Source organism: Rathayibacter sp. Leaf185, from assembly GCF_001423885.1.
Lineage (GTDB): Bacteria > Actinomycetota > Actinomycetes > Actinomycetales > Microbacteriaceae > Rathayibacter.
In genome coordinates, this window is the sequence record NZ_LMPP01000007.1 from 1 (window position 1) to 21,353 (window position 21,353).

Below are 21,353 nucleotides of genomic sequence, written 5' to 3' on the forward strand. Positions count from 1 at the left end.
GGGAGCCGATGGAGCGAAATAGGTTGAAACCGCGGAGAGGTGAAGATTCTCAATCAGATTTGTCAAGCCAGCGGGGGTGGTCTGGCTCGTCTGTTCTTCCTTCTCTCCCAGCGTTTTTTTGCCTGGAAGGCACGTAGTGCCGAGCAGGGTCGGAGGCGGGAGCGCAACCCGGAGGGCGGCGGAGGAGAGGTTGTCGGCGCGATGTGAGGGAGCGCAGCGACCGCGTGCCGAGAACCTCGGAGGAGCCGGCCGCGCAGCGGCTTGCGTGGACGCCGCAGGCCCGTACGCTGCCGAAGGCTTCCAGGCAAAAATGCGCGCAGCGCAAAGCACCGCCGCCGACTGGGGGTCGGCGTCCGCTCAGGTCCGTGAGCCGCGACGCTCGTCGCGGCGGCTGTCAGTGGTCTTCGGTGAGGTGGCGGTAGATGGTGCCGCGGGAGACACCGAAGGTGTCGGCGATCTGCTGGACCGTGTAGGTCTTCTCGTCGTACATCGCGCGCGCCTGCTTCGCCTTCGTCGGCGTCATCTTGAAGCGCCCGCCGCCCTTGCGTCCGCGAGCTCGCGCGGCGGCGAGGCCGTCATGGGTGCGCTCCACGATGAGATCGTGTTCGAACTCTGCGATCGCGGCGAGCATGTGGAAGAACAGCCGGCCGCCCGGAGTGGTGGTGTCGATGCCCTGAGACAGAGCCTTTAGCCCGACGCCGCGCTGCTGGAGGCCGTCGGCCACCTCTTTCAGGTTCCGCACGGACCGGCCGAGGCGGTCGAGCTTGGTCACGACGAGGGAGTCGCCCTCGCGGAGGTAGTCGAGTGCGTCCTCGAGCGCGGGACGCTTCGCGAGCACTCCGGAGGCGTGCTCCACGAACACCTTCGCGCAGCCGGCTGCCGTGAGCGCGTCGGTCTGAGCGTCTGGGTTCTGGTCTCTGGTCGAGACGCGCGCGTATCCGATCGAAGCCATAAGCCGACTGTACTGTGAACGTTACTGACGAGTCATAGGTCTCGGACACGGGCCGTGGAACACGGCGCGCCGATTGCGCCGTTCCGCTGCTAACCGTCTCGTGAACGATCGTCCACGGACAGGCTGCCGAGCCAGGTGGGAGTGCGTGACATCTGCTGTCGAAGATGGCTCGCATCGCAGACGTGCAATGATCTGCGTATGGATGCAGATAGTAGGAGATGCGGTCGTGAGCCGGACGGTGCGTTCGTGGAGCTCGCGGTGGAGGTGTTCGCGATGCTGGCCGATGCGACGCGGGTGCGGTTGATCCTCGCGCTGCGGGACGGCGAGAAGTCGGTGAACGAGCTGGCGGAGCTGGTGGGGAAGTCGCCGGCGGCGGTGTCGCAGCATCTCGCGAAGCTGCGTCTGACGCGGATGGTCACCACGCGTCAGGACGGTACGCGCGTGTTCTACGGGCTGGCGGACGAGCACGCGAGCCAGCTCGTGACCGACGCCATCTTCCAAGCCGAGCACTCCCTCGGCGGGACACCTCGCCATCACCACGCGCCGTCGGATCAGACCTCGTGAGCGCCGCTTCCTCCCCCCGCGGTAGTCACAATGAGCATCTCGACGCCCACCACGACCATGACCACCACCACGAGCCCGCCGAGGAACACTCTCACGGCCCAGAGGGGCACTCGCACCCGACCGGGTTCAAGGGGTTTCTGCACGGGCTGTTCGTGCCGCACTCTCACGACGCATCGGACTCGATCGATGACGCGCTGGAGGCGAGCAAGGAGGGGGTTCGGGCGCTGAAGATCAGCCTGGTCATCCTTCTCGCCACGACCGTCCTGCAACTGGCCGTCGTCACGATCTCGGGTTCCGTGGCGCTGCTGGCGGACACCATCCACAACTTCTCGGACGCCCTGACAGCCGTGCCGCTCTGGATCGCGTTCATCCTCGGACGCCGAGCGGCGACCCGCCGCTACACCTACGGCCTCGGACGAGCGGAGGACCTCGCAGGTCTCTTCATCGTCGCCGTCGTCGCCCTCTCGGCGATCATCGCGGCCTGGCAGTCCATCGACCGTCTCGTGAACCCGCAGCCTCTCGAGAACCTGGGCTGGGTCATCGCCGCTGGCGTCATCGGATTCGCGGGCAACGAGGCCGTCGCGATCTACCGCATCCGCGTAGGCCGCCGAATCGGATCCGCCGCCCTCGTCGCGGACGGCGTCCACGCACGGACCGACGGCTTCACCTCGCTCGCGGTCGTCGTCGGCGCGATCGGAGTGCTGCTCGGCTTCCCACTCGCCGACCCCCTCGTGGGTCTACTCATCTCCGCAGCGATCATCGTGCTGCTGTGGGGCACCGTCCGCTCCATCGGCCGGCGACTGATGGACGGCATCGAACCCGACCTCCTCGACCGCGCCGAAGCGACCCTCCGCCACACACCAGGCGTGCTCGCAGTTCCCCGACTGCAACTGCGCTGGGTCGGCCACCGCCTCCAGGGCGCAGCCACCCTCGTCGTCACGGACGGCACGCTCGCCGAAGCGACCGCGGTGATCGAGGATGCGCGGCACCGACTGGGACACGCGCTCCCCCACCTCGACGAGATCCACCTCCAGCCGACCATCGCGGCCGAACACTGACCAGCTGGCGCAACCGCCGTCACGGCACCCTCTGACAGTCGTGACGAGATCGGGAATTCCCTGCGGGTTCCGCCCGTTGCCCAATACCCCCGGGGGGTATAGCTTCGGGAACAGGTCGGAAGCGACCAGGAGGAGTCATCATGGCGCAGCACCACTCACCGGCACACGAGCACGAGGCCAAGACACCGGGTGAATCTCATTCGGCCGCGAACATCGGGCACCACGTGAGTACAGCGCCCGATGGACAGGCAGGGCATCAGATGCAGGGCTCGCCGGACCCTCATGCCGGCCACCAGATGACGCCCGGCGCGGACTCGCACGACGGGCACGGCGGGCACGGCGGGCACGGCGGGCACGGCGGGCACGGCGGGCACGGCGGGCACGGCGATCATGTAGGGCAGTTCCGGCGGTTGTTCTGGATCATGCTGGTGTTCGCGGTGCCGGTGGTGGGTTTCAGCGGCATGTTCTCGATGATCCTGGGCTATCCGCTTCCCGATGCATCGTGGATTGCGTGGATCTCCCCGGTGCTGGGCACGGTCATGTATGTGTGGGGTGGCCGGCCGTTCCTGCAGGGGGCGGTGTCGGAGCTGCGCTCTAGGACGCCGGGGATGATGCTGCTGATCGCTTTGGCTATCACGGTCGCGTTCCTCGCGTCGTGGGGTGCGAGCGCGGGGCTCGTGGATCACGAGTTGGACTTCTGGTGGGAGCTGGCGCTGCTGATCGTGATCATGCTCCTCGGGCACTGGATCGAGATGCGCTCCCTCGCGCAGACGTCCACCGCACTGGACTCTCTCGCGGCACTACTGCCGGATGAGGCGGAGCGAGTGCGCGACGGTGAGGTGGAGAAGGTGTCTCCCGCGGACCTCGTGCAGGGGGATGTCGTGATCGTGCGTCCCGGCGGCCGGGTGCCGGCCGATGGCCGAGTGCTCGAGGGCACCGCGGACGTGGATGAGTCGATGATCACCGGGGAGTCCCGGCCGGTCAGTCGCGGCCCAGGATCGATGGTCGTGGCCGGAACGGTCGCCACTGACACGGCGTTGCGGGTGGAGGTGACGGCCGTCGGAGACGACACCGCTCTCGCCGGCATCCAGCGCCTGGTCACGGAAGCGCAGAACTCGTCCTCCCGCGCGCAGCGCATCGCTGATGTCGCCGCCGCGTGGCTGTTCTGGTTCGCGTTGGGCGCGGGAGTGATCACCGCCATCGTGTGGTCGCTGCTGGGCAGTCCCGACGAGGCTGTGATCCGCACCATCACGGTTCTGGTCATCGCGTGCCCGCACGCGCTGGGACTCGCGATCCCGCTGGTCGTGTCCATCGCGACCGAGCGCGCCGCGAAGGGCGGCGTCCTCGTCAAGGACCGTCTCGCGTTGGAGAGCATGCGCACGGTGACCACGGTCCTGTTCGACAAGACGGGCACCCTGACCAAGGGCGAGCCCACTCTTGCCGCCGTGCACACCGTCGACGGGGTGACCGAGGAGCAGCTGCTCGCGGTCGCCGCGGCGGTCGAGACGGACAGTGAACACCCTCTCGCTCAAGCGATCGTGGGAGCTGCGAACAGCCGCAATGTGCGGGTGCCGGCAGCGACCGGTTTCCAGGCGTCGACCGCTGTCGGCGTCACGGCGCAGGTCGAGGGCCGCACGGTGAGCGTCGGCGGACCGTCCATGCTGCGCGCCCACGACGTTGCTGCGCTCGAGCAGACGCGCGCGTGGGAGGCGGAGGGGATGATCATCCTGCACGTCCTCGCCGGCGGTCGCGTCATCGGGGCTCTCGGGCTGGCGGATGAGGTGCGGGAGGAGTCCCGGCAGGCTGTCGACGCGCTGCACGCGATCGGCGTGCAGGTGGTCATGATCACCGGCGACGCGGAAGCGGTCGCCCGCACCGTGGGCGAGGAGCTCGGCATCGATCGGGTGTTCGCCGGCGTGAAGCCGGAGGACAAGGCCGCGAAGGTCATCGAGTTGCAGCGCGAGGGCCGACGGGTCGCGATGGTCGGCGATGGCGTCAACGACGCTCCCGCTCTCGCGCAGGCCGACGTGGGAATCGCGATCGGCGCGGGCACCGACGTCGCGATCGCATCCGCCGGGGTGATCCTCGCCTCCGATGACCCCCGATCGGTGCTGTCCGTGATCGAGCTGTCCCGCGCGAGCTTCCGCAAGATGAAGCAGAACCTGTGGTGGGCGGCTGGCTACAACCTGCTCTCCGTCCCGCTGGCCGCGGGCGTGCTCGCCCCGATCGGGTTCGTGCTGCCGATGTCGGTGGGGGCTCTGCTGATGTCCGCATCGACCGTCGTCGTCGCTGTGAACGCGCAGCTGCTGCGCCGGCTGGACCTCACCCCTCAAGCCAGCACCCGGTCAGCGCTGGACCGAGGGAAAGACGTCGCCGGACAGCCGCAGGTATCACGCCGCGAGGTCAACGAGCTGTCCTAGCCGCCCCGCCGCGGAAGCGTGGCGTCCGGCCCTGGGAGCCGGACGCCGCGGGATGGCTCACACGGCTATGGCGCGGCGGCGAAGGAGTTCCCGGACCATCGGGTAGGCGGTGAGGAATCCGAGGACGAGCCCGATCTGCATAAGGAAGAGGAACCGGATATCGGTCGGAGCCGGCATGAAGTTCCCGAAGTGCATGAGAAGCATCCAGCCTCCCATGCCCACATCGAAAGCCACCACCGTCAGTACCGCCGCCACCAGCGCCACCCCGGCACGTCGTTCCGCGGTATCGCGGGACGCAGGTGCGGCGAAGAAGTATTCGAAGACGAACAGCAATCCGATCGCCAACAGGGCGATGACGATGATCAGCACCCACAGGTTCGTGCCGGCGATGGTCAAACCGCTCGCCACGACGAGCGGCACCCCGATGAAGTGCCCCACCGTCGCCGCGGCACCACCGGACGTACTTCCCGCGACCGCGTCGCGGCTGAGACGATCATCCAACCCGACCTGGCTAGGTGAGGACGCGGCGGTGCGGTCCCTGCCCCATCTGCGGAACGCCCAGACGGCGACCGGGCCCAGGAATAGCGCCGCGACGGGCCACACCAGGTTCATGGCTGCGTTGCGTTGACGGTGCTGCCGAACGACGATCTCGTACAGAACCACGATCGCACTCAGTACTCCCAGCGCGACGAAGAACCAGGACACGGGTGTCAGCCAGTCCGGAAAGGCGGGTTGCATGGACGTCATATCCGTCATGTCATCGCTCATGGTCGTCGTTTCCTTGTCGGCTCCATCGAGTGGAGCATTTCGTGAGTGTGCGATGGGTAGAAGGTGAAGGGGGTCGGGCGTCTAGTACGGCGGTCGTGCAGAGGTTCTCGTTACGAGGACGGGCGCAGCACCGTCCAGGTGAGGCCGTAGTCGCGGCTGGCGACGATGCCGCGGTCATCGGCGGCGAGGACCCATCTCTCCTTGCCGTCGACGATCGCGAACGCCTCCGGGGTTCCCGTGAGAGCTCCGTGGCTCTCCCAGCTACCGTCTGCGTTGCCCGTCCACACGGTTCCGTCGACATCGACGCCGACCAGTTCCCCGCTTGCGCTGCTTTCCACGAGGTACAGCGCCGGAGCGCCGGGGACAGGCTGGAACGTGATCCCGGCGTCGTCGCTGACCTGCAAGCCCGTCTCGGTGGTCGCGAACACCCGGTCGGGGCGTTTCGGATCAGCGCTCAGATCGCGCAGCGCCAGTTGCGCCGTCGACGTCCAGCTGGTCCCGGAGTCGTCGCTGCGGCGGATCGTGGCAGCACTCGCGTCGTATCCGTAGACGCGGGTTCGGGAAGGATCCAGCGCGACGGTCGCGAGGTCATGGAAGTCCGTCTCGCCGCTGAGGGAGAGCGGATCCCATGTCGCGGCCGCGTCGGTGCTGCGGATCAGGCCCAGGTTCGGGCCGGGCGCTGTCGTGTCGGCGGGATCCGGGTGACCGGAGGCGTAGAACATCCCCTCCGGGGTGATCGTGAATCCCATGGTGTCCTGCGCCCGGCCACCGATCGGCCCCGTGCTCCCGGCCGTTGCGTCCGCGGCGGGGTAGGTGCCCGGCAGCGAGTCGGTGGGGATCACCCACACTCCCGAGTGCGCGGCCGCATAGGTGAGTCCCGTCGCCGGATCCCAGCCGAGCCCGTGTACGTGCTCCAACGCCTCCGGCGCCTTCGCGTTCTCGCGGGATGCTGCTGCGGAGCAGCCGGTGAGGAGTGCCAGGGTGAGGGTCGCGCCGAGCAGATGGGCGAGACGGTGCGGGCGATGTTCAGTCACGGGTGACTCCTGTAGCGCTCATGAAGGATTCCGGGCCGACCCGCGTCCTCGGCGGGTGCCACGAAGCGGGGGTGGGGGTGGTGTGGCGTGTCTCCCGCACCGAAGTGAGCGCTCAACGCTTTCGTCCGGTCAGCGAGGGTGGAGGTGCGCTCAGCCAAGTCCGACGCCCAGATCGCTCATGAAGCCCTCCGCGTCCACCGGTGTCCCGTCGATACGGGTTTCGAAGTGGACATGACAGCCGGAGGACGCTCCGGTGGAGCCGACAAGCGCGATCGGGTCACCGGCGGCGACCGTATCGCCGACGTCCACGAGCAGCTCGCTGTTGTGCGCGTACCCGGTTTCGATGCCGTCGCTGTTGGCGAGCAGAATCCAGTTGCCGTAACTGCCGGCATAGCCGGCTTCTTCGACGGTGCCATCGGCGGCTGCGACGACGGGTGTCCCGCACGGTGCTGCGAGATCGGTGCCCTTGTGGAACGCGCTCACACCGGCCACCGGTGCATCCGGGCGCGGACCGAAGGGGCTCGAGATGCGTCCCTCAATGGGCAGCATCCAGGCCTGGGATGCCACATCCGCGTCCGCGGTCGACGTTGCGGTGTCATCGGATGCGTTTTCGACCATTTCCGTGGCGACGGCGGTGGACACCAGCACCTCGGGTTTGGCTTCCGCGCCGAACGAGTCCCGCGTGACGGTGCGCTGCACCGCACCGGCGGCGACGAACGTCTGCGGCTGCACCTCGCCCGCGGCAAGAGTCGCGGTCGTGGTCGGGATGCCCTCGACAGCGAACGCGGGCATGGAGGAGGTCACCGCGATCATCGCAACGAGAGTCATCGCAGACACTCCCGCCAGGCGCGGCCGCATCGTGCGCGTTCCCGGTGAGACCTGGCGTGGGCGAGCCGCGACGCGCGCGGCATGTTGCAACGCCTGGGCGTCGGCTCGCGAGGGTGCCGTGTACGTCACCCGGCGTCCCTGGGCGAGCGCAGCCTGCCTTGGGGAGGTCTCGCGGGTGCGGGTTCGGGTGCGGTGAACGTCGCGGCGGCGCGGGTCGCTCGTCGGCGTCGAGGAGGCGCTCACCGGGCAGCTCCCGAGCGAATCGGACGGAGGTGAAGAGGAAGGTGGTGCATAGGGGACGTTTCTGGTTCGAGCGCACTCGATAGGCGCGAAGAAGTTGAGGGGTGGGGATCGCCGGGTACGGCGACCCCCACCGGGGCGCGCCGGTATCACGCGCGCCCGGGCGCGGCGCAGCAGAGCTGCACCCGCCCAGGAGAGGGGGAAGGGGCGTCAGGAAGTCGGGTCAGCGGGACGCGAGGAGGTCCTGCATGGTCGCGATCTCCTCGGTCTGGGTCTGCACGATCATCTCCGCCATGTCGATGGCGTCAGCGTTCTGGCCCTCGTCGACCTCGGTCTGCGCCATCTCGACGGCGCCCTCGTGGTGCATCATCATCTGCTCGAGGAACAGCTTCTCCGCCTCGGCGCCGGCCGCGCCCTCCAGCGAGGACATGTCCTCATCGGACATCATCCCGTTCATGCTGTGATCCATGCCCGACATCGAATCGTCAGCACCCCACGCGGTGATCCACTCCTCGAGCTGAGCGATCTCCGGACCCTGCGCTTCCTTGATCTGCGTCGCCAGGGCGGTGACGTCGGTGTTGATGCCGTCCTTCGCGAGGATCATGTCGGCCATCTCCACTGCCTGCTCGTGGTGAGGCTTCATCATCTGCGCGAACGTCATGTCTTGATCGTTGAAGTCTTCCGCCGCCGTCGCGGACGATGAAGACGGTGCGGCGGACGCGGAGGAGGTGCTGTCGCCCATTCCCTCCATGCCGCTCGTTCCGGAGGAGCTGTCCGAGCAGGCGGTCAAAGTGATCGCGGTCGCCAGGGCGAGAGTCGAGGCGAGAAGAGTGCGCTTGGTGTTCATGGGTGTCTTATCCGTTCAGTCGGTTGCGGAAATCGCCGGAACCGCGCCCTGCGGGCGCGGTGATGAGGTCGCAGCGGACACTGCGACAACATGGGCGAATCAGGTGCGACTGATCGACAACACCGTCAACGACGGCAAATACACGTGGAACCTCGCGTGCGGAACCAGCAGCATAAGACGCGGACCCGCGTCCAACACGCGCGCGAACATGGCCGGCACCCGCGCCAGGAGGATCAAGGAGGCGAGGAAGAAGACGATGACGCACGTCACCGCCATCAGAGCGCACCCCATCGCGCAGCTCTCATCACACGGGATCATCGGCACGACCGCGCCATGATCGGCGCCGGCCGCAAGAACCATCCCACCGGTCGAGCCGGCCATCGGGTCGGCGTGACCATCGGTCTGCGGGTGCGTGTGTCCCGTGGACGCAGACGCGTCGGCGTGGCTGCCCATCATGGAATGCATCGCGAACACGCCCAGCAGTAGAGCCGCCAGCGTCAGCACCACGACCACCGCGCGCGTCAGCGGTGTGGACAGTGAAGAAACGACGTTGCCGCTCATCATCAACACCTCCGAAACCGCTGGATACTCGTTCGAGGGGCCCACGAGGAACGCCCATGCATACCCCCCTAGAGTATGCAGAAAGCAGCCAGAGCGGCTGAAAACCCTCTCTGTACCCATCCGAGCCGCACAAGCAGCGGACGAGCTGCACCAACACCCGGGGAACGAGGACACCGTGACCGAGCAGACGACCGAGCACAACGACACTGCCGCACCCCACGGCTACATCTCCGACAAGGACCAGTACCTCCGCCGCCTGCGACGCATCGAGGGGCAAGCCCGCGGCTTGCAGAACATGGTCGAAAACGAGCAGTACTGCATCAAGATCCTCACCCAGATCTCCGCGATGACCAGCGCTCTGGAATCCGCGGCATTGGGCCTGCTGAACGACCACCTCAACCACTGCGTTCTCGAAGCCGCCGCGGCCGGCGGCGACGAAGCGAAGATCAAGCTACAAGAAGCCTCCGACGCCATCGCCCGCCTCGTCCGCTCCTAACGCGCCCAGCGCGACCAGGTTCGCTTCGAGCCAGGCCGTCCTCGCTGCGCCCCTCGCGCCCCTGAGGCTGACGGCATCGGCCCCCGACATTGAGCGAATGAGACCCGGACCGCGATGAACGACCGTGGCGCTCCTCGCTCTCGTCGGTGTTGCCGTCGGCGTCGCGGTTGCCCCCGGCATCCAGGCGGGCCGAATCCTCGTCGGCGTGACGGCGGCCATCGTCGCACTTGCTCGTCTCGGGAACAGGCGTTCGCGAGATTCACCGAGGGGTCGGGAGGAATCGCTGCTTGTCGATAACATCGCTAGATGTCGATCAATCGAGTGCAGGGTGCTTCTGCCGCCGTGTCCCTCTTCCACTCCTTAGCCGACCCCAAGCGACTTCAGATCGTGCGGCGACTCCAGCACGGTGAGGCTCGGGTCAGCGATCTGGTGGTGGAGCTGGGCGTGGCGCAGTCGACAGCTTCTGAGCACATGAGCTGCCTGCGCGAGTGCGGCCTGGTCGTGGGGCGCGCGGAGGGACGGCAGGTGTTCTACTCCCTGGCCCGTCCAGAGCTGATCGATCTTCTCGAGTCCGCCGAGGCGCTGCTGGAGGCAACGGGATTCCAGGTCGATTTGTGCGGCACGTTCGGGTCGGAGGCTCGCAGCGCGCGTGACGCTGGCACAGCGTCGGATGCCGGTCCGGGCGCGGAGGTGGCGAAGTGATCGGCACGACCGTCGCCGCGATCGGCTTGTTCGCTGCGACGAACATCGACGACATCGTGGTGCTGACGGTGCTCTTCCTCGCGTCCACCCGTGGCTCACTGCGCGGATGGAAGGTCGTGGTGGGGCAGTACCTCGGTTTCGCGACTCTCGTCGCGATCAGCGTCGTGGCCGCCGCCGGCCTGACGATCATCCCGGACGAGTGGGTGGGGCTTCTGGGCCTGATCCCGTTGGCGATCGGTCTGTACGGGCTCATCCGCGCCCTGCGCAGCAGGGGCGATGATGACGACGACGATGACGAGAGTTCGATCAGCGCGGTCGGTCTGCTGGGCGTCGCGGGGATCACGATCGCGAACGGCGCGGACAACATCTCCCTCTACACGCCCGTGTTCCGCACCAGCCCGATCGCGGACACAGTGGTCACGATCATCGTGTTCTTCCTCCTCGTCGCGGTGTGGTGCCTAGTCGCCCGCGTCGTCGGTACGAACAAGACAGTGACCGAGCTGCTGGAGAGGGTCGAGCACTGGCTCGTGCCCGCCGTGTTCATCGGTCTTGGTCTGTTCATCCTGATCGAGTCCGGTGTTGCACCCCGACTCCTCCAGCTGTTTTGATGCCCGCCACACGCAGGCCCGTCCTCCGGGTGGCCTTGGTGGCTGCGCTGATCGCAGCCGCGTTCGCTCTTGATCAGCTCACGAAGAGCTGGGCACTGACGCAGCTGGATGACGGGCGCACGATCGAGCTCGCGCTCGGGGCGCGGTTCGAGTTGATCTTCAACCCCGGCGTCGCCTTCGGGATGGGCTCAGAGCTGGGACCTTCCCTGGCGATCGGACTGATCGTGGTTCTCACGACCCTCACGGTGTGGGTGTTCGTGCGGGCCGTCCGCTGCGCTCCGCTGGGCGGTACGGCCCTTCTCGCTCTCGCCGCCGGCGGCGGCATGGGCAACATCTGGGACCGCACCAGCCGCGCCTCGGACACGCCGCTGAGCGGGGAGGTCGTGGACTTCATCGCGGTCGACTGGTTCGCGATCTTCAACGTCGCCGACATCTTCACCACCTGCGGTATCGCCGGCTGGGCACTCATACAGGTCTTCGGTAGATCGGACACTCCCCTACTTCCGAGCCGCGAGACGTGATCGGTTGCAGCCCCCGGCACTTCGATCCCGCCGAATCCGAAGGCCACCGTTGTCTCTGCGACTTCCGACCCGATCGCGTGGCTCGCCGTCGCGATTCTTCTGATGAGGGCCACGAGGACCGGGGGGGGGGCAGCGAGCTCGCCGATGAGGACAATCCAGACGTGTAGAGCGTGCGCCGATAGGTGAGCCGTCGCCACTCAACCGCCGACGCGCCTCACCCTCAGGCGGAGCGTTCTCGAGCTCGAGGGGCACGGCGGGAGGATGATCGGGGAATGATGATCGAGGTTCTCCACATCGACGACTGCCCCAATTGGAAGGACGTCGGCCCTCGCCTGGACGAGGCGCTGGCGGCCACAGGACACTCCGACGTCCCTGTCACCTATCGACTCCTGGCGACACCGGAAGACGCAGCCGGCGTTGCTTTCGCGGGTTCCCCGACGATCACCCTGGACGGGGAAGACCTGTTTCCGTCAGGCGGCCGGACCACGGACCTCGCCTGTCGGATCTACTTCACCTCGAATGGACTGGCGGGCCTTCCCACGACTGAGCAGCTCGTGGAAGCGATCACTTCTCGTGAACCCTGATTCCTCCGTCATCTGCTCCTGCTGCGGACGACCCCGTGGTCGGCGGCAGGTTCACGCGCTCAACGGCGGCGCCGCGTACGTGTGCCGGCGATGCGGGCTCTGGATAGCACTGCGTCCAGGCAGCGACATCCCGCGCACCCCTTCGCGGTCCCAACGCTGACGCGCCGGTCCTCGGGCTGCTCGAAGCCGATCCGGATCTAGCCGCGAGAACGGACATGGCCTCAGCTTCGGAGACGGAGATGACGAAAGCGGGTCCCGTCTCCTTTTCGCCTGGGCGACGTTCTCAGAGGCGTGAGCGATCGGCGCCGCCAACCGACTCGATACGCTCGGCGAATGATCGACGCCCGCCCTCGTCCCACGCGTCGCCGATGGCCGGTCGTGGTCGCCGTAGTCGCTGCGGCACTCCTGTACGCGACTGTCGTGCTGACGTACGCAGGCGGCATTCGGGAGTCGAGCGATGGCTGCGAGACGGTCATCGCGGGCGATGACCCCGTCACCGTGAAGTTGCAGCCGGCGGCAGTGAACGCGGCCCGCCAGAGGCTCGAGTTCCAGATGACCCTGGTGCCTTCCGAGAACCTGACCTCCTCCGACGGCTACACGGCCACCGAGACGATCAGCCTGGTGACCTTCCCGGTCGACGGATCGAGCGTCCTGACGTTCCCGGCGGGCGAGGTGCTCGAGAGCTCGACGCAATCGGACTACGCCGAGGGAATCGTCGAGGAATGGCCCTTCGACAGCTACCGTGCCGACCTCACGACCTTCGCCTTCACCGGCGAGGACGACCATCAGGATGGCCACGAGCACACCGCTCTCCCCACCCGAGTCTGCCTCGACGATGCCGTGCCGGGATGGCAGCTGCACACCGTGACGATCGAGCACCCCGCGAACACCGTGCCCACGGCTGACGGCCTTCGACCACTGCCCTCCGTGGAGATCACCGCGACCCGCTCGGCGAGCACGGTCGCGTTCGGGATCGTGCTGCTCGGGTTGATGGCTGCCACCCCGGTGCTGGTCCTGTTCGTCGCCATCAGCGCCTACACCGGCAGGCGAAAGGTGGAAGCCACCCTCACGAGCTGGATCGGTGCGATGCTCTTCGCCGTCATCCCGCTACGAAACTTCCTCCCCGGCGCGCCGCCAGTCGGATCCTGGATCGACTACCTCGTCGTCCTGTGGGTGATCGCGGGGCTCGTCACCGGACTCGCGATCTACATCCTCGCGTGGAATCGCTGGGGGCACAGGGCCACCTCAGGGAAGTCGAGTGTCTCCGGATCCGACGGTCCCTGAGGCGCGGTATGGGTGTGCTGCGCTGCCAGTCCCCTCACGTTGTAGCGCCCGTCGCTGTTGCCTTAACCGGCCCCCGCAACCGAGGTCCGCCTGCATGACGAGCCGGTCCTGGTGTCTCTCTACGAGCTTCCTGACAGGCCAATCTCGGGCTTCGCGCACCCGCAGATTCTCGTCGTGACTGGTGAAACGGACGATTCATCCCAGGCAAATTAGTCAGCGATGACTGTATTGTCCTCGCATGATGATCGCCGCTTCGCGTCTCGACGGCGTAGGCGCCGGGCTCGACCTGATCGCGTGGGCCGCGCTCAGCGGTGGGGTGGTGGTGTGAACCGCCGATCGGATCGCAACTCGCGGACAAGATCCACCGTTCTATCGACTCTGCTCTGGCTCGCGATGATCGCGGCCGCGTCCGGTGCTGGTCGACTGCTGGATGGGTGGGGCTGGCTGGTGCAGCTCGCTTTCGCGGTCGGCGTCACCCTCGCGGTCCCGGCCGGGGCTCGAGCGCTCCGGGCGCATCCGGTGCTTCCGCCGATCTTGGCGAGCGTGACTGCCGTCGCCGTCATCACCGCGATGTTCGTCCCTGCTCGCGCCCTGCTCTTTCTCGTCCCTACGGCCGGCGCGGTGCAAGATGCGCAGCTGCTTGCTGAGGCAGGTTTCGCCTCGATTGCTCAGCAGGGCCTGCCGGCCGTTGCTGACACCGGCATCGTCTTCCTTCTCGTCGGTGGGGTCGTGGTGCTCGCCTGGGCGAGCGACCTCTTTGCATTCTCGGTGCGCCTGCCCGCGTTGGCGGGCGTTTTTCCGGCTGTGCTGCTCGCGGTTCCAGCGGTGATTGATCCTGCGGAGGTGTCCTGGTCGAGCCTGGTCGTCACGGGTCTCCTCTATGCGGCGATCCTCGCTTTCAGCGCCCGCCCCGAGCGCAGGTATCGGCCCACGCTCGCCTCAGCCGCGCCCTCCGTGGCCGTCGCCGGCGTGGTGGTACTCGCGGCAGCGGCCCTCTCGGGCTCGGCCACCGGATACATGCGCACGTCAGCATCCTCGGACATCTCGGGAACGCTGTTCAACGGATCGATCAACCCGGTTGTCGCACTTGGCGCTGATCTCCGTCAACCGAATCCCGTGACCGTCCTCCGCTACGCAACCGACTCCGATCTGCCGGTCTATCTGCGGGTGCTCACCGTCTCTGACTTCGAGGGGGAGAATTGGGCGCCGAGCGACACGGAGGAGACCTCGCCGATCGACGCGCCGATCACTCCGGAGGGTCTGACGGAGAGCGTCCCGCGCACGACGGAGCAGGTCGAAGTGTCCATCGAGACTCTGCGGAGCCAGTGGCTTCCCGTTCCGTACCCGGTCGCCTCACTCGAGGGCGTCGGTGATGGCTGGCTGCAGGACGTGCAGGACGGATCCATCCGCGGCGACACGACTACTCGTGCAGGCGACGAGTACCAAATCCAGGCCCTGCGCCTTGATCCGGATCCGCAACAACTCCTCAACGCCCCGGCTCCGTCCGGACTCGATCGATACCTCTCCCTCCCGGACGACGTGCCCGAGATCGTGGGCACCACGGCCGTGGAGGTGACGGCCGATGACACGAACGCCTACGACCAGGCGCGGTCGCTGCAGTCCTTCTTCCGCTCATCGGAGTTCACTTACTCGGAGGACACTCCGGCCGAGGAAGGCTACGACGGCGATGGAGTCGGTGTGCTGGAAGATTTCCTGAGGGTTCGTCAGGGCTATTGCGTGCATTTCGCGTCGGCGATGGCCGTGATGGCGCGCGAGCTCGGCATCCCCTCGCGGCTCGCGATCGGTTATCAGCCGGGCGCTGTCGTTCCGTCGCAAGATACTGACTTGACCACCTACCGTGTGATGTCCTCCGATCTGCATTCCTGGCCGGAGCTCTACTTCGAAGGCGTCGGCTGGCTGCCCTTCGAGCCGACCCCCAGCCGTGGTGCGCCCGCGTCCTACACCCTCCCGAGCGCGACATCAGCGACCAGCTCGAGCACGCCGGGCGCTGCCGCCGCGCCCGCGCCGAGCGCTACTCCGCAAGCCAGCGCCGCGCCCACCGCGACGGCACCGGCCTCCTCCGTGGCAGGAGAAGCCGGCGGAACGGCAGGGACACCCTCAACGCCGGCGGTTGCCGCCTGGATCTTGCTCGCACTGCTCTTGCTTGCGCCGTGGCTGCTGCGGATCGGCCAACGCGCCGCCAGGCGGCGGGCGGCGGCGGCAGGGTCAACGGAGGCTGCGTGGTCGGAGGTCCTCGCGAGCGCGCGGGACCTGGACGTCCCGGTCAAGGAACACAGCACCCTTCGCGTCCAGGAGGGCTTCGTCGCGGACGCGATCAAGGGGGATGAGCAGGCTCGCGACGAACTCCGCAGGCTCCGCCGGGCGCTCGAACGTGTGCGCTACGCGCCGGAGGCGGACGATGGCGGCACCACATGGGAGGCCGCCTCACGCGTCGTCGCCGCGCTGCGCGCGGACGCAGGTGTGCGACACCGGCTCTTCGCCGCGTTCGTCCCGAGATCGACTCTCGGAATGCTCACCCGGATCCGGCGCCCCAGAACCGACCTGTGATCACGAGTGACGGTGGAGTCTCCTTCTCTTGACGTTCACGCGCAACGGCTGGGGAGAACCCAGCGCGTTGAGTCGCGTTCACCCGGCAGGCGTCTGCTGTCCACTCGTGCGACTCCGTGGCGGAGTGACCTGGAGCTGGTCTGTTTGGGCCAAGAATCTTCAGGGAGTTCACGACGTGACACGACTCTTCCGCTCCGCGAACCGCGGGCGCTCCGCGGTGGCCCTCACGGCCGCCGCTCTGATCTGCGGAGCGGCCCTCGCCGCTCCCAGCATCGCCACCGCTGCCGGCTCCGCTGACCTCTCAGCCACCGGTGGCGCCGCACGCATCTCCCCGGTCGACGCCGACCTCTCCGATTCGCTTCGCGCCGAGATCAAGGAGCAGGACGCGAAGAACGTCATCCTCCTGATCGGTGACGGCATGGGCGACTCCGAGATCACCGTGGCCCGCAACTACCAGTACGGCGCGGCCGGCCGCTTCCCGGGCATCGACGCCCTCCCGATCACCGGCCAGTACACGACCTACTCGCTCTACCGCGCCGACGACCCCGCCACCGGTGCGGTCAAGGGCGCTCCGGATTACGTGCCCGACTCCGCCGCCACCGGCAGCGCCTGGGCGACCGGCACCAAGACCTACGACAACGCGGTCTCGGTCGATATCGACCAGAACCGGAAGGACACCCTGCTGGAGATCGCGAAGGCGAACGGACTGAAGACCGGCAACGTCACCACCTCCGAGATCCAGGACGCGACGCCCGCCGTGCAGGCCGCGCACGTGGACGCGCGCAGCTGCTACGGACCCGACAGCGCAAGCTGCGGGAACGACGCGCTCGAGAACGGTGGACTCGGCTCGATCAGTGAGCAGATCCTCGGCACCCGCGCCGACCTGACCCTTGGTGGTGGCTCGGCAAGCTTCGGTCAGACCGCGAAGGCCGGCGACTGGGCCGGTCAGACCTTGTTCCAGCAGGCGGATGAGCGCGGCTATCAGGTGCTCGGCGATGCGACCACCGCCGGCACGGCCGCCCAGCTCGAAGCCCTCACCGTCGCCGACCAGGACGCTCCCGTCCTCGGCCTCTTCGGCTCGGGCAACCTGCCCGTCCGCTACGCGCCGACCCCAGCCACGGTCGGAGGCGGCGACGCCGCTCCGCAGACCTGCGTCGCCAACCCGACGCGCCCCGCTGACCAGCCCACGCTTCGCTCGATGACCGAGAAGGCGATCGACCTACTCGACACCGGCGACAAGGGCTTCTTCCTCCAGGTCGAGGGCGCCAGCATCGACAAGCAGGACCACGCCGCCAACGCCTGCGGCCAGATCGGTGAGACCGTCGACCTCGACGAGGCCGTCCAGGCCGCCCTCGCCTTCGCGAAGGCCGACGGCAACACGCTCGTCCTCGTCACCGCCGACCACGCCCACACCAGCCAGATCGTGGACAGCACGCCCCCACGTCGCTCAGCACCGCGCTGAAGACCGCTGACGGCAGCACGATGAAGGTCTCGTACGGCACGGGCGCCGAGGGCAGCTCGCAGCAGCACACCGGCTCGCAGCTGCGCATCGCCGGCTACGGACCCGGCGCGGCCAACGTCGCCGGCCTCACCGACCAGACCGACACGTTCTTCACCATCTCGAACGCGCTGGGCCTGGACCGCGACGTCGACTCGCTGAGCTTCAACGCGACCGCCGAGCTCTCGGGCACGACGTTCAAGCCCGGAGAGAAGATCACGCTGACCGCTGAGAACTACAACGGCGACACTCAGCTGGTCGGCTCCGCTCCCATGTTCACGGAGCGCACCGCGACACAGGACCTCGTCGACGGAGGCCTCACCGTCTCCGCCAAGGCGCCCACCACCCCCGGCGACTACACCGTCACCGTGACCGGAGCCCAGACCGGCAAGGCCATCTCACTGCCGTTCACGGTCACCAAGTAGATCCGCGCGCGCCGCTTCTTCACTACTGAAGAGCGATGACGCGGGAAGGGCCGCCCCTCGGGGCGGCCCTTCCTCGTGTGCGTGGACAGCAGATGGGAGAAGGTGTTCAGGTCGGCTGTCACCGCGTGTTGCGATCCGGTGCTGCAGGTGTGGCCCGGATACCACTCATCGGTGAGGAGGTCATCGCCCAGGCGATGAAGCCGCAGGTGGTGAAGATGTCCGCGACGTTGAAGATGGAGAACCATTCGACGGCGAGAAAGTCGATGACTTCGCCGGTCAGCGGACCGTTCTGCGCGCGGGAGATGCGATCCCACAGATTTCCTAGCGCGCCGCCGGCCACGACCGCCAGAAAGACGGTGCCCGGCAGTGAGGAGCGTCGGATCAGCCTGAGCGCGATCCACACGCAGAGCACGCTGATGATCAGCATGAGGCCGACGACGAGCGGCGCTCCGACGTCGGCGCCGATTCCGAAGGCCACTCCGGGGTTGAAGTGCAGTTCGAGACTGAAGCCGGGCGCAAAGGGGATCACGCTGCCGTCGGAGAGCGAGTCGAGCGCCCAGATTTTTGTGGCCCTATCGATGGCGAAGGCCCCGACGAGAGCTGCAGCGACGAGGACGATCCGCCCGACGCCAGGCGCGGCAGTAGTGGTGGGTGTCTGCATGTCAGGCGCATCCTGTGCTGTTCGAGGACCGGCAGGTCATGGGTCGGAGCGTGATCGGTTCGGGGGTCATGGTTCTCGATTCGGTCCGGTGAGATGCGTGCGAGCGAGCTCGGCGACTGCATGCGCCAGATGAGGGTCTTCTCCGCGGGCGAGTCCTGCGTACTCCACAAGGACGGTGCCGTCGTCCTGCGCTGTCGCTTTCACCCATACGCGTCGGCGAGCGACGAAGAGCGAGGTGAGAAGACCGGCGACGATGAGGATGGAGAAGACGAGGACCCAGGATTCCGTCGGGTCCGCGTTGATGTCGAACGACGCGAAACGCAGGACACTCTCACCGCCAGTGGCCGCGGAATCGGCGGCGTCGAACGAGATACTGCCCAGGCCCCCGGGGAGCTCGGCTGTCTCTCCGGGTTGCAGGCGGAGGGAGGCCGTGCCGGTGGATCCGCCGGTGACCCGGGTCAGGTCATCCGTGTTCAGCGTGTAGACGGACGCGGGGATCCCGCCGTCGAGGCCAAGGTCACCGGTGAAGACGTCGAGGGAGAGCACGGGCAGGACGAGGTCGGGATAGTTAGAGGTGGAAGCGCCGGACGGCAGCTCCGCTTCACTGGGGTAGAAGAACCCGGTCATGCCGACCTGGGTCGCGAGCCCGTCGGGGACTTTGACGACACCGATGGAGGTCATGTTCGAGTCCTGCGGCAGGAACGGGACGGGCTCCGAGAAAACGATCCGTCCGCCGGGATCTCGCATCGTGATGGTCGGGGCGTAACCGTTGCCGAGAAGGTAGATGTTGCTGCGTCCGACCGAGATCGGTTCGTTGACCTTGATCCTCGACGACTCTGCAGCGGAGGGACCCAGTCGCGTGCTCACGGAGGCGGTGAAATCGATCGGCTGCCCCAGGGCGCTGCGATTCTCTTCCTCGTAGGTGACGGACAGATCCTCCAGCTTGAGAGTGAAGGGGTCCAGTTGCTCGGGAACGAAGAACCGGCCCGGGTTGAAGGAGTCGTACGAGGCGAGGGTGTTCGACAGGGACTGGCCCTCCACGATCACCCGCTGGCCGGCGTACCCGAAGCCGCCGCCGAAGCCCACGCACACGAGAAGGCCGACCAAAGAGAGGTGGAAAACGAGGTTTCCCGTCTCGCGCAGGTAGCCGCGCTCCGCCGCGACACTCGCGACCACGCGACCGGGCCGATCCGTGTCGTAGCGGGCGGTGCGATATCCCGCCTTCCTCAGCCGCATCTGCGCTGCGGTGATGGACTCACCGGCCGTCGGCTCCTCCACGACAGCAGTGCGGTAACCCACGAGGCGTTCAAGTCGCACGGGAGTCTTGGGTGGGAGCGCGCGCAGAGCAGCCACGTGGTGCTTCGTTCGAGGGATGACGCAGCCGATGAGAGAGACGAAGAGAAGAAGGTAGATGCTGGAGAACCAGATCGACGTGTAGGTGTCGAACGCCTGCACCTTCTCCAGCAGCGGTGCGATGTCGGGGTTGTTGATGAAGTACTGCGCAACACCGTTCGGGTCCGATGAACGCTGCGGCACCAACGACCCCGGGATCGAGGCGATCGCGAGCAGCAGGAGCAGGAACAGCGCGGTCCGCATGCTGGTCAGTTGCCGCCAGACCCAGCGGATCCACCCCACCGGACCGAGCCTGGGCTCACGAATCTCGCCGCGGTCCTCAGCGACCGCGTCGATGTGATCCACAGGCCGGCTCGGGCCCACAGCCAAGCCCGCCTCAGCATCAGAACGGCTGCGGGACGATGCGCTGTCGGTCATTTGACCGGCTCCTCAAGTGGATCGGGGGTTGATCAGTCGACGGGGTTGCTCAGCGCAGTTCAGTCGTTGACCGGCACGCGGATGATGAGGCCAGCGGCACCAGCGATGCCGATACCGACCAGGTGCAGTGACGACCAGATGACGTCGAGGAAGGTGAAGGGGAGGATGGGGTTCCACAGCACGACCATCGGTGCGAGCCCGATCAGCCACCACCAGGCGCGGGCTTGGATCGCGAACCACGACATCACCGCTGCGAGGATCGCAACGGTGTAGAGCACGAAGATGTACTCCTCGGTGCCCACGAGTGCCAGCCCGGCGAGCAGCGCGATCGCGAGGATGATTCCCGGCGCCAGAGCCATCTTCGCCCTGCTGCGATCCGGGTATCGAGAGGCCGCAGCTCGAGAAGGCGTTCGCCCCTGGTGGGAGCGGGGAGCGGGCCCTCGTCCGGTGCGGCGCCGGCTCTTCGATGGTCGGCTCATCTGCCGATCATACGATCATTCGACACCGACCGCTGTAAGGTCAGTGCATGCTGACTATTGCTTCGCGTCTCGACGTCATGAACCGGTTAGGCCGAGCGATGGCGGATCCCACTCGTTCCCGGATCCTGCTGTCGCTCATCGAGCAGCCGGGTCATCCGGGAGAGCTGGCGGAGGCTCTGGGGTTGACCCGTTCTAACGTGTCGAACCATCTGACGTGTCTGCGTGGGTGCGGAATCGTCGCAGCGATCCCGGAGGGCCGCAGCACGAGATACGAGATCGCGGATCCTCACCTCTCGAAGGCACTGATGGTGATGCTCGACGTCGTACTCGCTGTGGAGGACGGTGCAGGGTGCACGGACGAGAACTGCGACGTCCCGATGTGCTGCGAGGTGAACGCGTGAGCGCTGAGTGCTGCGGCGACGGTGACGAGTCTGCTGCCTCTCGACGGATCGTCAGGGCGCGGCCGCGACCGACCGGGGATGCCT

At 67.2% G+C, this 21,353-nt stretch carries 22 protein-coding genes; 13 read left to right on the top strand and 9 right to left on the bottom strand.

The features are described from left to right. Nucleotides 1-394: 394 nt before the first annotated feature. Complete coding sequence (locus tag ASG06_RS17245; protein WP_056045802.1) at nucleotides 395-952, bottom strand: recombinase family protein; 558 nt, start codon at nucleotides 950-952, stop codon at nucleotides 395-397. 198 nt (nucleotides 953-1,150) lie between these two features. Here ASG06_RS17245 and ASG06_RS17250 point away from each other — a divergent pair, with 198 nt between their 5' ends. The 3 genes from ASG06_RS17250 to ASG06_RS17265 all read left to right on the top strand — a co-directional run bounded on the left by ASG06_RS17250 (nucleotide 1,151) and on the right by ASG06_RS17265 (nucleotide 4,994). After that, nucleotides 1,151-1,516, top strand: a complete 366-nt coding sequence (locus ASG06_RS17250; RefSeq protein WP_082499403.1) for an ArsR/SmtB family transcription factor — start codon at nucleotides 1,151-1,153, stop codon at nucleotides 1,514-1,516. Between the two features lie 152 nt (nucleotides 1,517-1,668). Then, nucleotides 1,669-2,574, top strand: a complete 906-nt coding sequence (locus ASG06_RS17255; RefSeq protein ID WP_327205506.1) for a cation diffusion facilitator family transporter — start codon at nucleotides 1,669-1,671, stop codon at nucleotides 2,572-2,574. 140 nt (nucleotides 2,575-2,714) lie between these two features. After that, nucleotides 2,715-4,994, top strand: a complete 2,280-nt coding sequence (locus ASG06_RS17265; RefSeq protein WP_082499405.1) for a heavy metal translocating P-type ATPase — start codon at nucleotides 2,715-2,717, stop codon at nucleotides 4,992-4,994. A gap of 57 nt (nucleotides 4,995-5,051) precedes the next feature. Here the strand turns inward: ASG06_RS17265 and ASG06_RS17270 are convergent, their stop codons facing one another. The 5 genes from ASG06_RS17270 to ASG06_RS17290 all read right to left on the bottom strand — a co-directional run bounded on the left by ASG06_RS17270 (nucleotide 5,052) and on the right by ASG06_RS17290 (nucleotide 9,272). Beyond that, nucleotides 5,052-5,762 (bottom strand): DUF4396 domain-containing protein, encoded by a 711-nt coding sequence (locus ASG06_RS17270; protein ID WP_082499406.1) that lies wholly within the window; start codon nucleotides 5,760-5,762, stop codon nucleotides 5,052-5,054. Between the two features lie 110 nt (nucleotides 5,763-5,872). Then, nucleotides 5,873-6,796: a F510_1955 family glycosylhydrolase gene (locus ASG06_RS17275; protein ID WP_056045812.1), complete on the bottom strand. Its 924-nt coding sequence runs from the start codon at nucleotides 6,794-6,796 to the stop codon at nucleotides 5,873-5,875. Nucleotides 6,797-6,946: 150 nt separating this feature from the next. Next, on the bottom strand, nucleotides 6,947-7,609 hold the full coding sequence (locus ASG06_RS17280; RefSeq protein WP_162239041.1) for a M23 family metallopeptidase: 663 nt from the start codon (nucleotides 7,607-7,609) through the stop codon (nucleotides 6,947-6,949). Nucleotides 7,610-8,087: 478 nt separating this feature from the next. Continuing rightward, entirely contained in the window at nucleotides 8,088-8,711 is a 624-nt protein-coding gene (locus ASG06_RS17285; RefSeq protein WP_056045818.1) for a DUF305 domain-containing protein, read from the bottom strand. 99 nt (nucleotides 8,712-8,810) lie between these two features. Then, on the bottom strand, nucleotides 8,811-9,272 hold the full coding sequence (locus tag ASG06_RS17290) for a hypothetical protein (RefSeq protein ID WP_133963474.1): 462 nt from the start codon (nucleotides 9,270-9,272) through the stop codon (nucleotides 8,811-8,813). 175 nt (nucleotides 9,273-9,447) lie between these two features. On the opposite strand from ASG06_RS17290, the gene ASG06_RS17295 reads away from it, so the two are divergent. The 9 genes from ASG06_RS17295 to ASG06_RS20525 all read left to right on the top strand — a co-directional run bounded on the left by ASG06_RS17295 (nucleotide 9,448) and on the right by ASG06_RS20525 (nucleotide 17,958). Next, on the top strand, nucleotides 9,448-9,768 hold the full coding sequence (locus ASG06_RS17295) for a metal-sensitive transcriptional regulator (protein WP_056045825.1): 321 nt from the start codon (nucleotides 9,448-9,450) through the stop codon (nucleotides 9,766-9,768). 306 nt (nucleotides 9,769-10,074) lie between these two features. Continuing rightward, nucleotides 10,075-10,470 (top strand): ArsR/SmtB family transcription factor, encoded by a 396-nt coding sequence (locus ASG06_RS17300; protein ID WP_056045828.1) that lies wholly within the window; start codon nucleotides 10,075-10,077, stop codon nucleotides 10,468-10,470. Continuing rightward, nucleotides 10,467-11,078: a cadmium resistance transporter gene (locus tag ASG06_RS17305; protein WP_056045831.1), complete on the top strand. Its 612-nt coding sequence runs from the start codon at nucleotides 10,467-10,469 to the stop codon at nucleotides 11,076-11,078. Before ASG06_RS17300 ends, ASG06_RS17305 begins: the two co-directional genes overlap by 4 nt. A 38-nt stretch (nucleotides 11,079-11,116) precedes the next feature. Then, a complete protein-coding gene (locus ASG06_RS17310) occupies nucleotides 11,117-11,599 on the top strand; it encodes a signal peptidase II (protein ID WP_162239042.1) in 483 nt (160 codons plus the stop codon). A 272-nt stretch (nucleotides 11,600-11,871) separates the two neighbouring features. Further along, the gene (locus tag ASG06_RS17315) at nucleotides 11,872-12,183 is read left to right on the top strand and encodes a hypothetical protein (RefSeq protein WP_056045836.1); all 312 of its coding nucleotides are present in this window, start codon (nucleotides 11,872-11,874) and stop codon (nucleotides 12,181-12,183) included. 333 nt (nucleotides 12,184-12,516) lie between these two features. Beyond that, the gene (locus ASG06_RS17320; RefSeq protein ID WP_056045839.1) at nucleotides 12,517-13,467 is read left to right on the top strand and encodes a DUF4436 family protein; all 951 of its coding nucleotides are present in this window, start codon (nucleotides 12,517-12,519) and stop codon (nucleotides 13,465-13,467) included. A gap of 393 nt (nucleotides 13,468-13,860) precedes the next feature. Then, nucleotides 13,861-16,035 carry a transglutaminase family protein gene (locus ASG06_RS17325; protein WP_056045842.1) on the top strand — a complete coding sequence of 725 codons (2,175 nt, stop codon included), beginning with the start codon at nucleotides 13,861-13,863 and terminating at the stop codon, nucleotides 16,033-16,035. 175 nt (nucleotides 16,036-16,210) lie between these two features. Next, nucleotides 16,211-17,497 carry an alkaline phosphatase gene (gene phoA, locus ASG06_RS17330; RefSeq protein WP_231727817.1) on the top strand — a complete coding sequence of 429 codons (1,287 nt, stop codon included), beginning with the start codon at nucleotides 16,211-16,213 and terminating at the stop codon, nucleotides 17,495-17,497. Between the two features lie 20 nt (nucleotides 17,498-17,517). Next, the gene (locus ASG06_RS20525; RefSeq protein ID WP_231727818.1) at nucleotides 17,518-17,958 is read left to right on the top strand and encodes an alkaline phosphatase; all 441 of its coding nucleotides are present in this window, start codon (nucleotides 17,518-17,520) and stop codon (nucleotides 17,956-17,958) included. A 118-nt stretch (nucleotides 17,959-18,076) separates the two neighbouring features. Here ASG06_RS20525 and ASG06_RS17335 read toward each other — a convergent pair whose 3' ends face one another. From ASG06_RS17335 to ASG06_RS17345, 3 genes are all read right to left on the bottom strand, one after another. Continuing rightward, nucleotides 18,077-18,619, bottom strand: coding sequence for a signal peptidase II (locus ASG06_RS17335; RefSeq protein ID WP_056045845.1), 543 nt, complete (start codon nucleotides 18,617-18,619; stop codon nucleotides 18,077-18,079). A gap of 66 nt (nucleotides 18,620-18,685) precedes the next feature. Continuing rightward, a complete protein-coding gene (resB, locus tag ASG06_RS17340; protein WP_082499409.1) occupies nucleotides 18,686-20,389 on the bottom strand; it encodes a cytochrome c biogenesis protein ResB in 1,704 nt (567 codons plus the stop codon). A gap of 59 nt (nucleotides 20,390-20,448) precedes the next feature. Beyond that, a complete protein-coding gene (locus ASG06_RS17345) occupies nucleotides 20,449-20,748 on the bottom strand; it encodes a DUF6804 family protein (protein ID WP_056045849.1) in 300 nt (99 codons plus the stop codon). A 167-nt stretch (nucleotides 20,749-20,915) separates the two neighbouring features. Here ASG06_RS17345 and cmtR point away from each other — a divergent pair, with 167 nt between their 5' ends. After that, complete coding sequence (cmtR, locus tag ASG06_RS17350) at nucleotides 20,916-21,269, top strand: Cd(II)/Pb(II)-sensing metalloregulatory transcriptional regulator CmtR (protein WP_056045852.1); 354 nt, start codon at nucleotides 20,916-20,918, stop codon at nucleotides 21,267-21,269. Nucleotides 21,270-21,353: the final 84 nt, after the last annotated feature.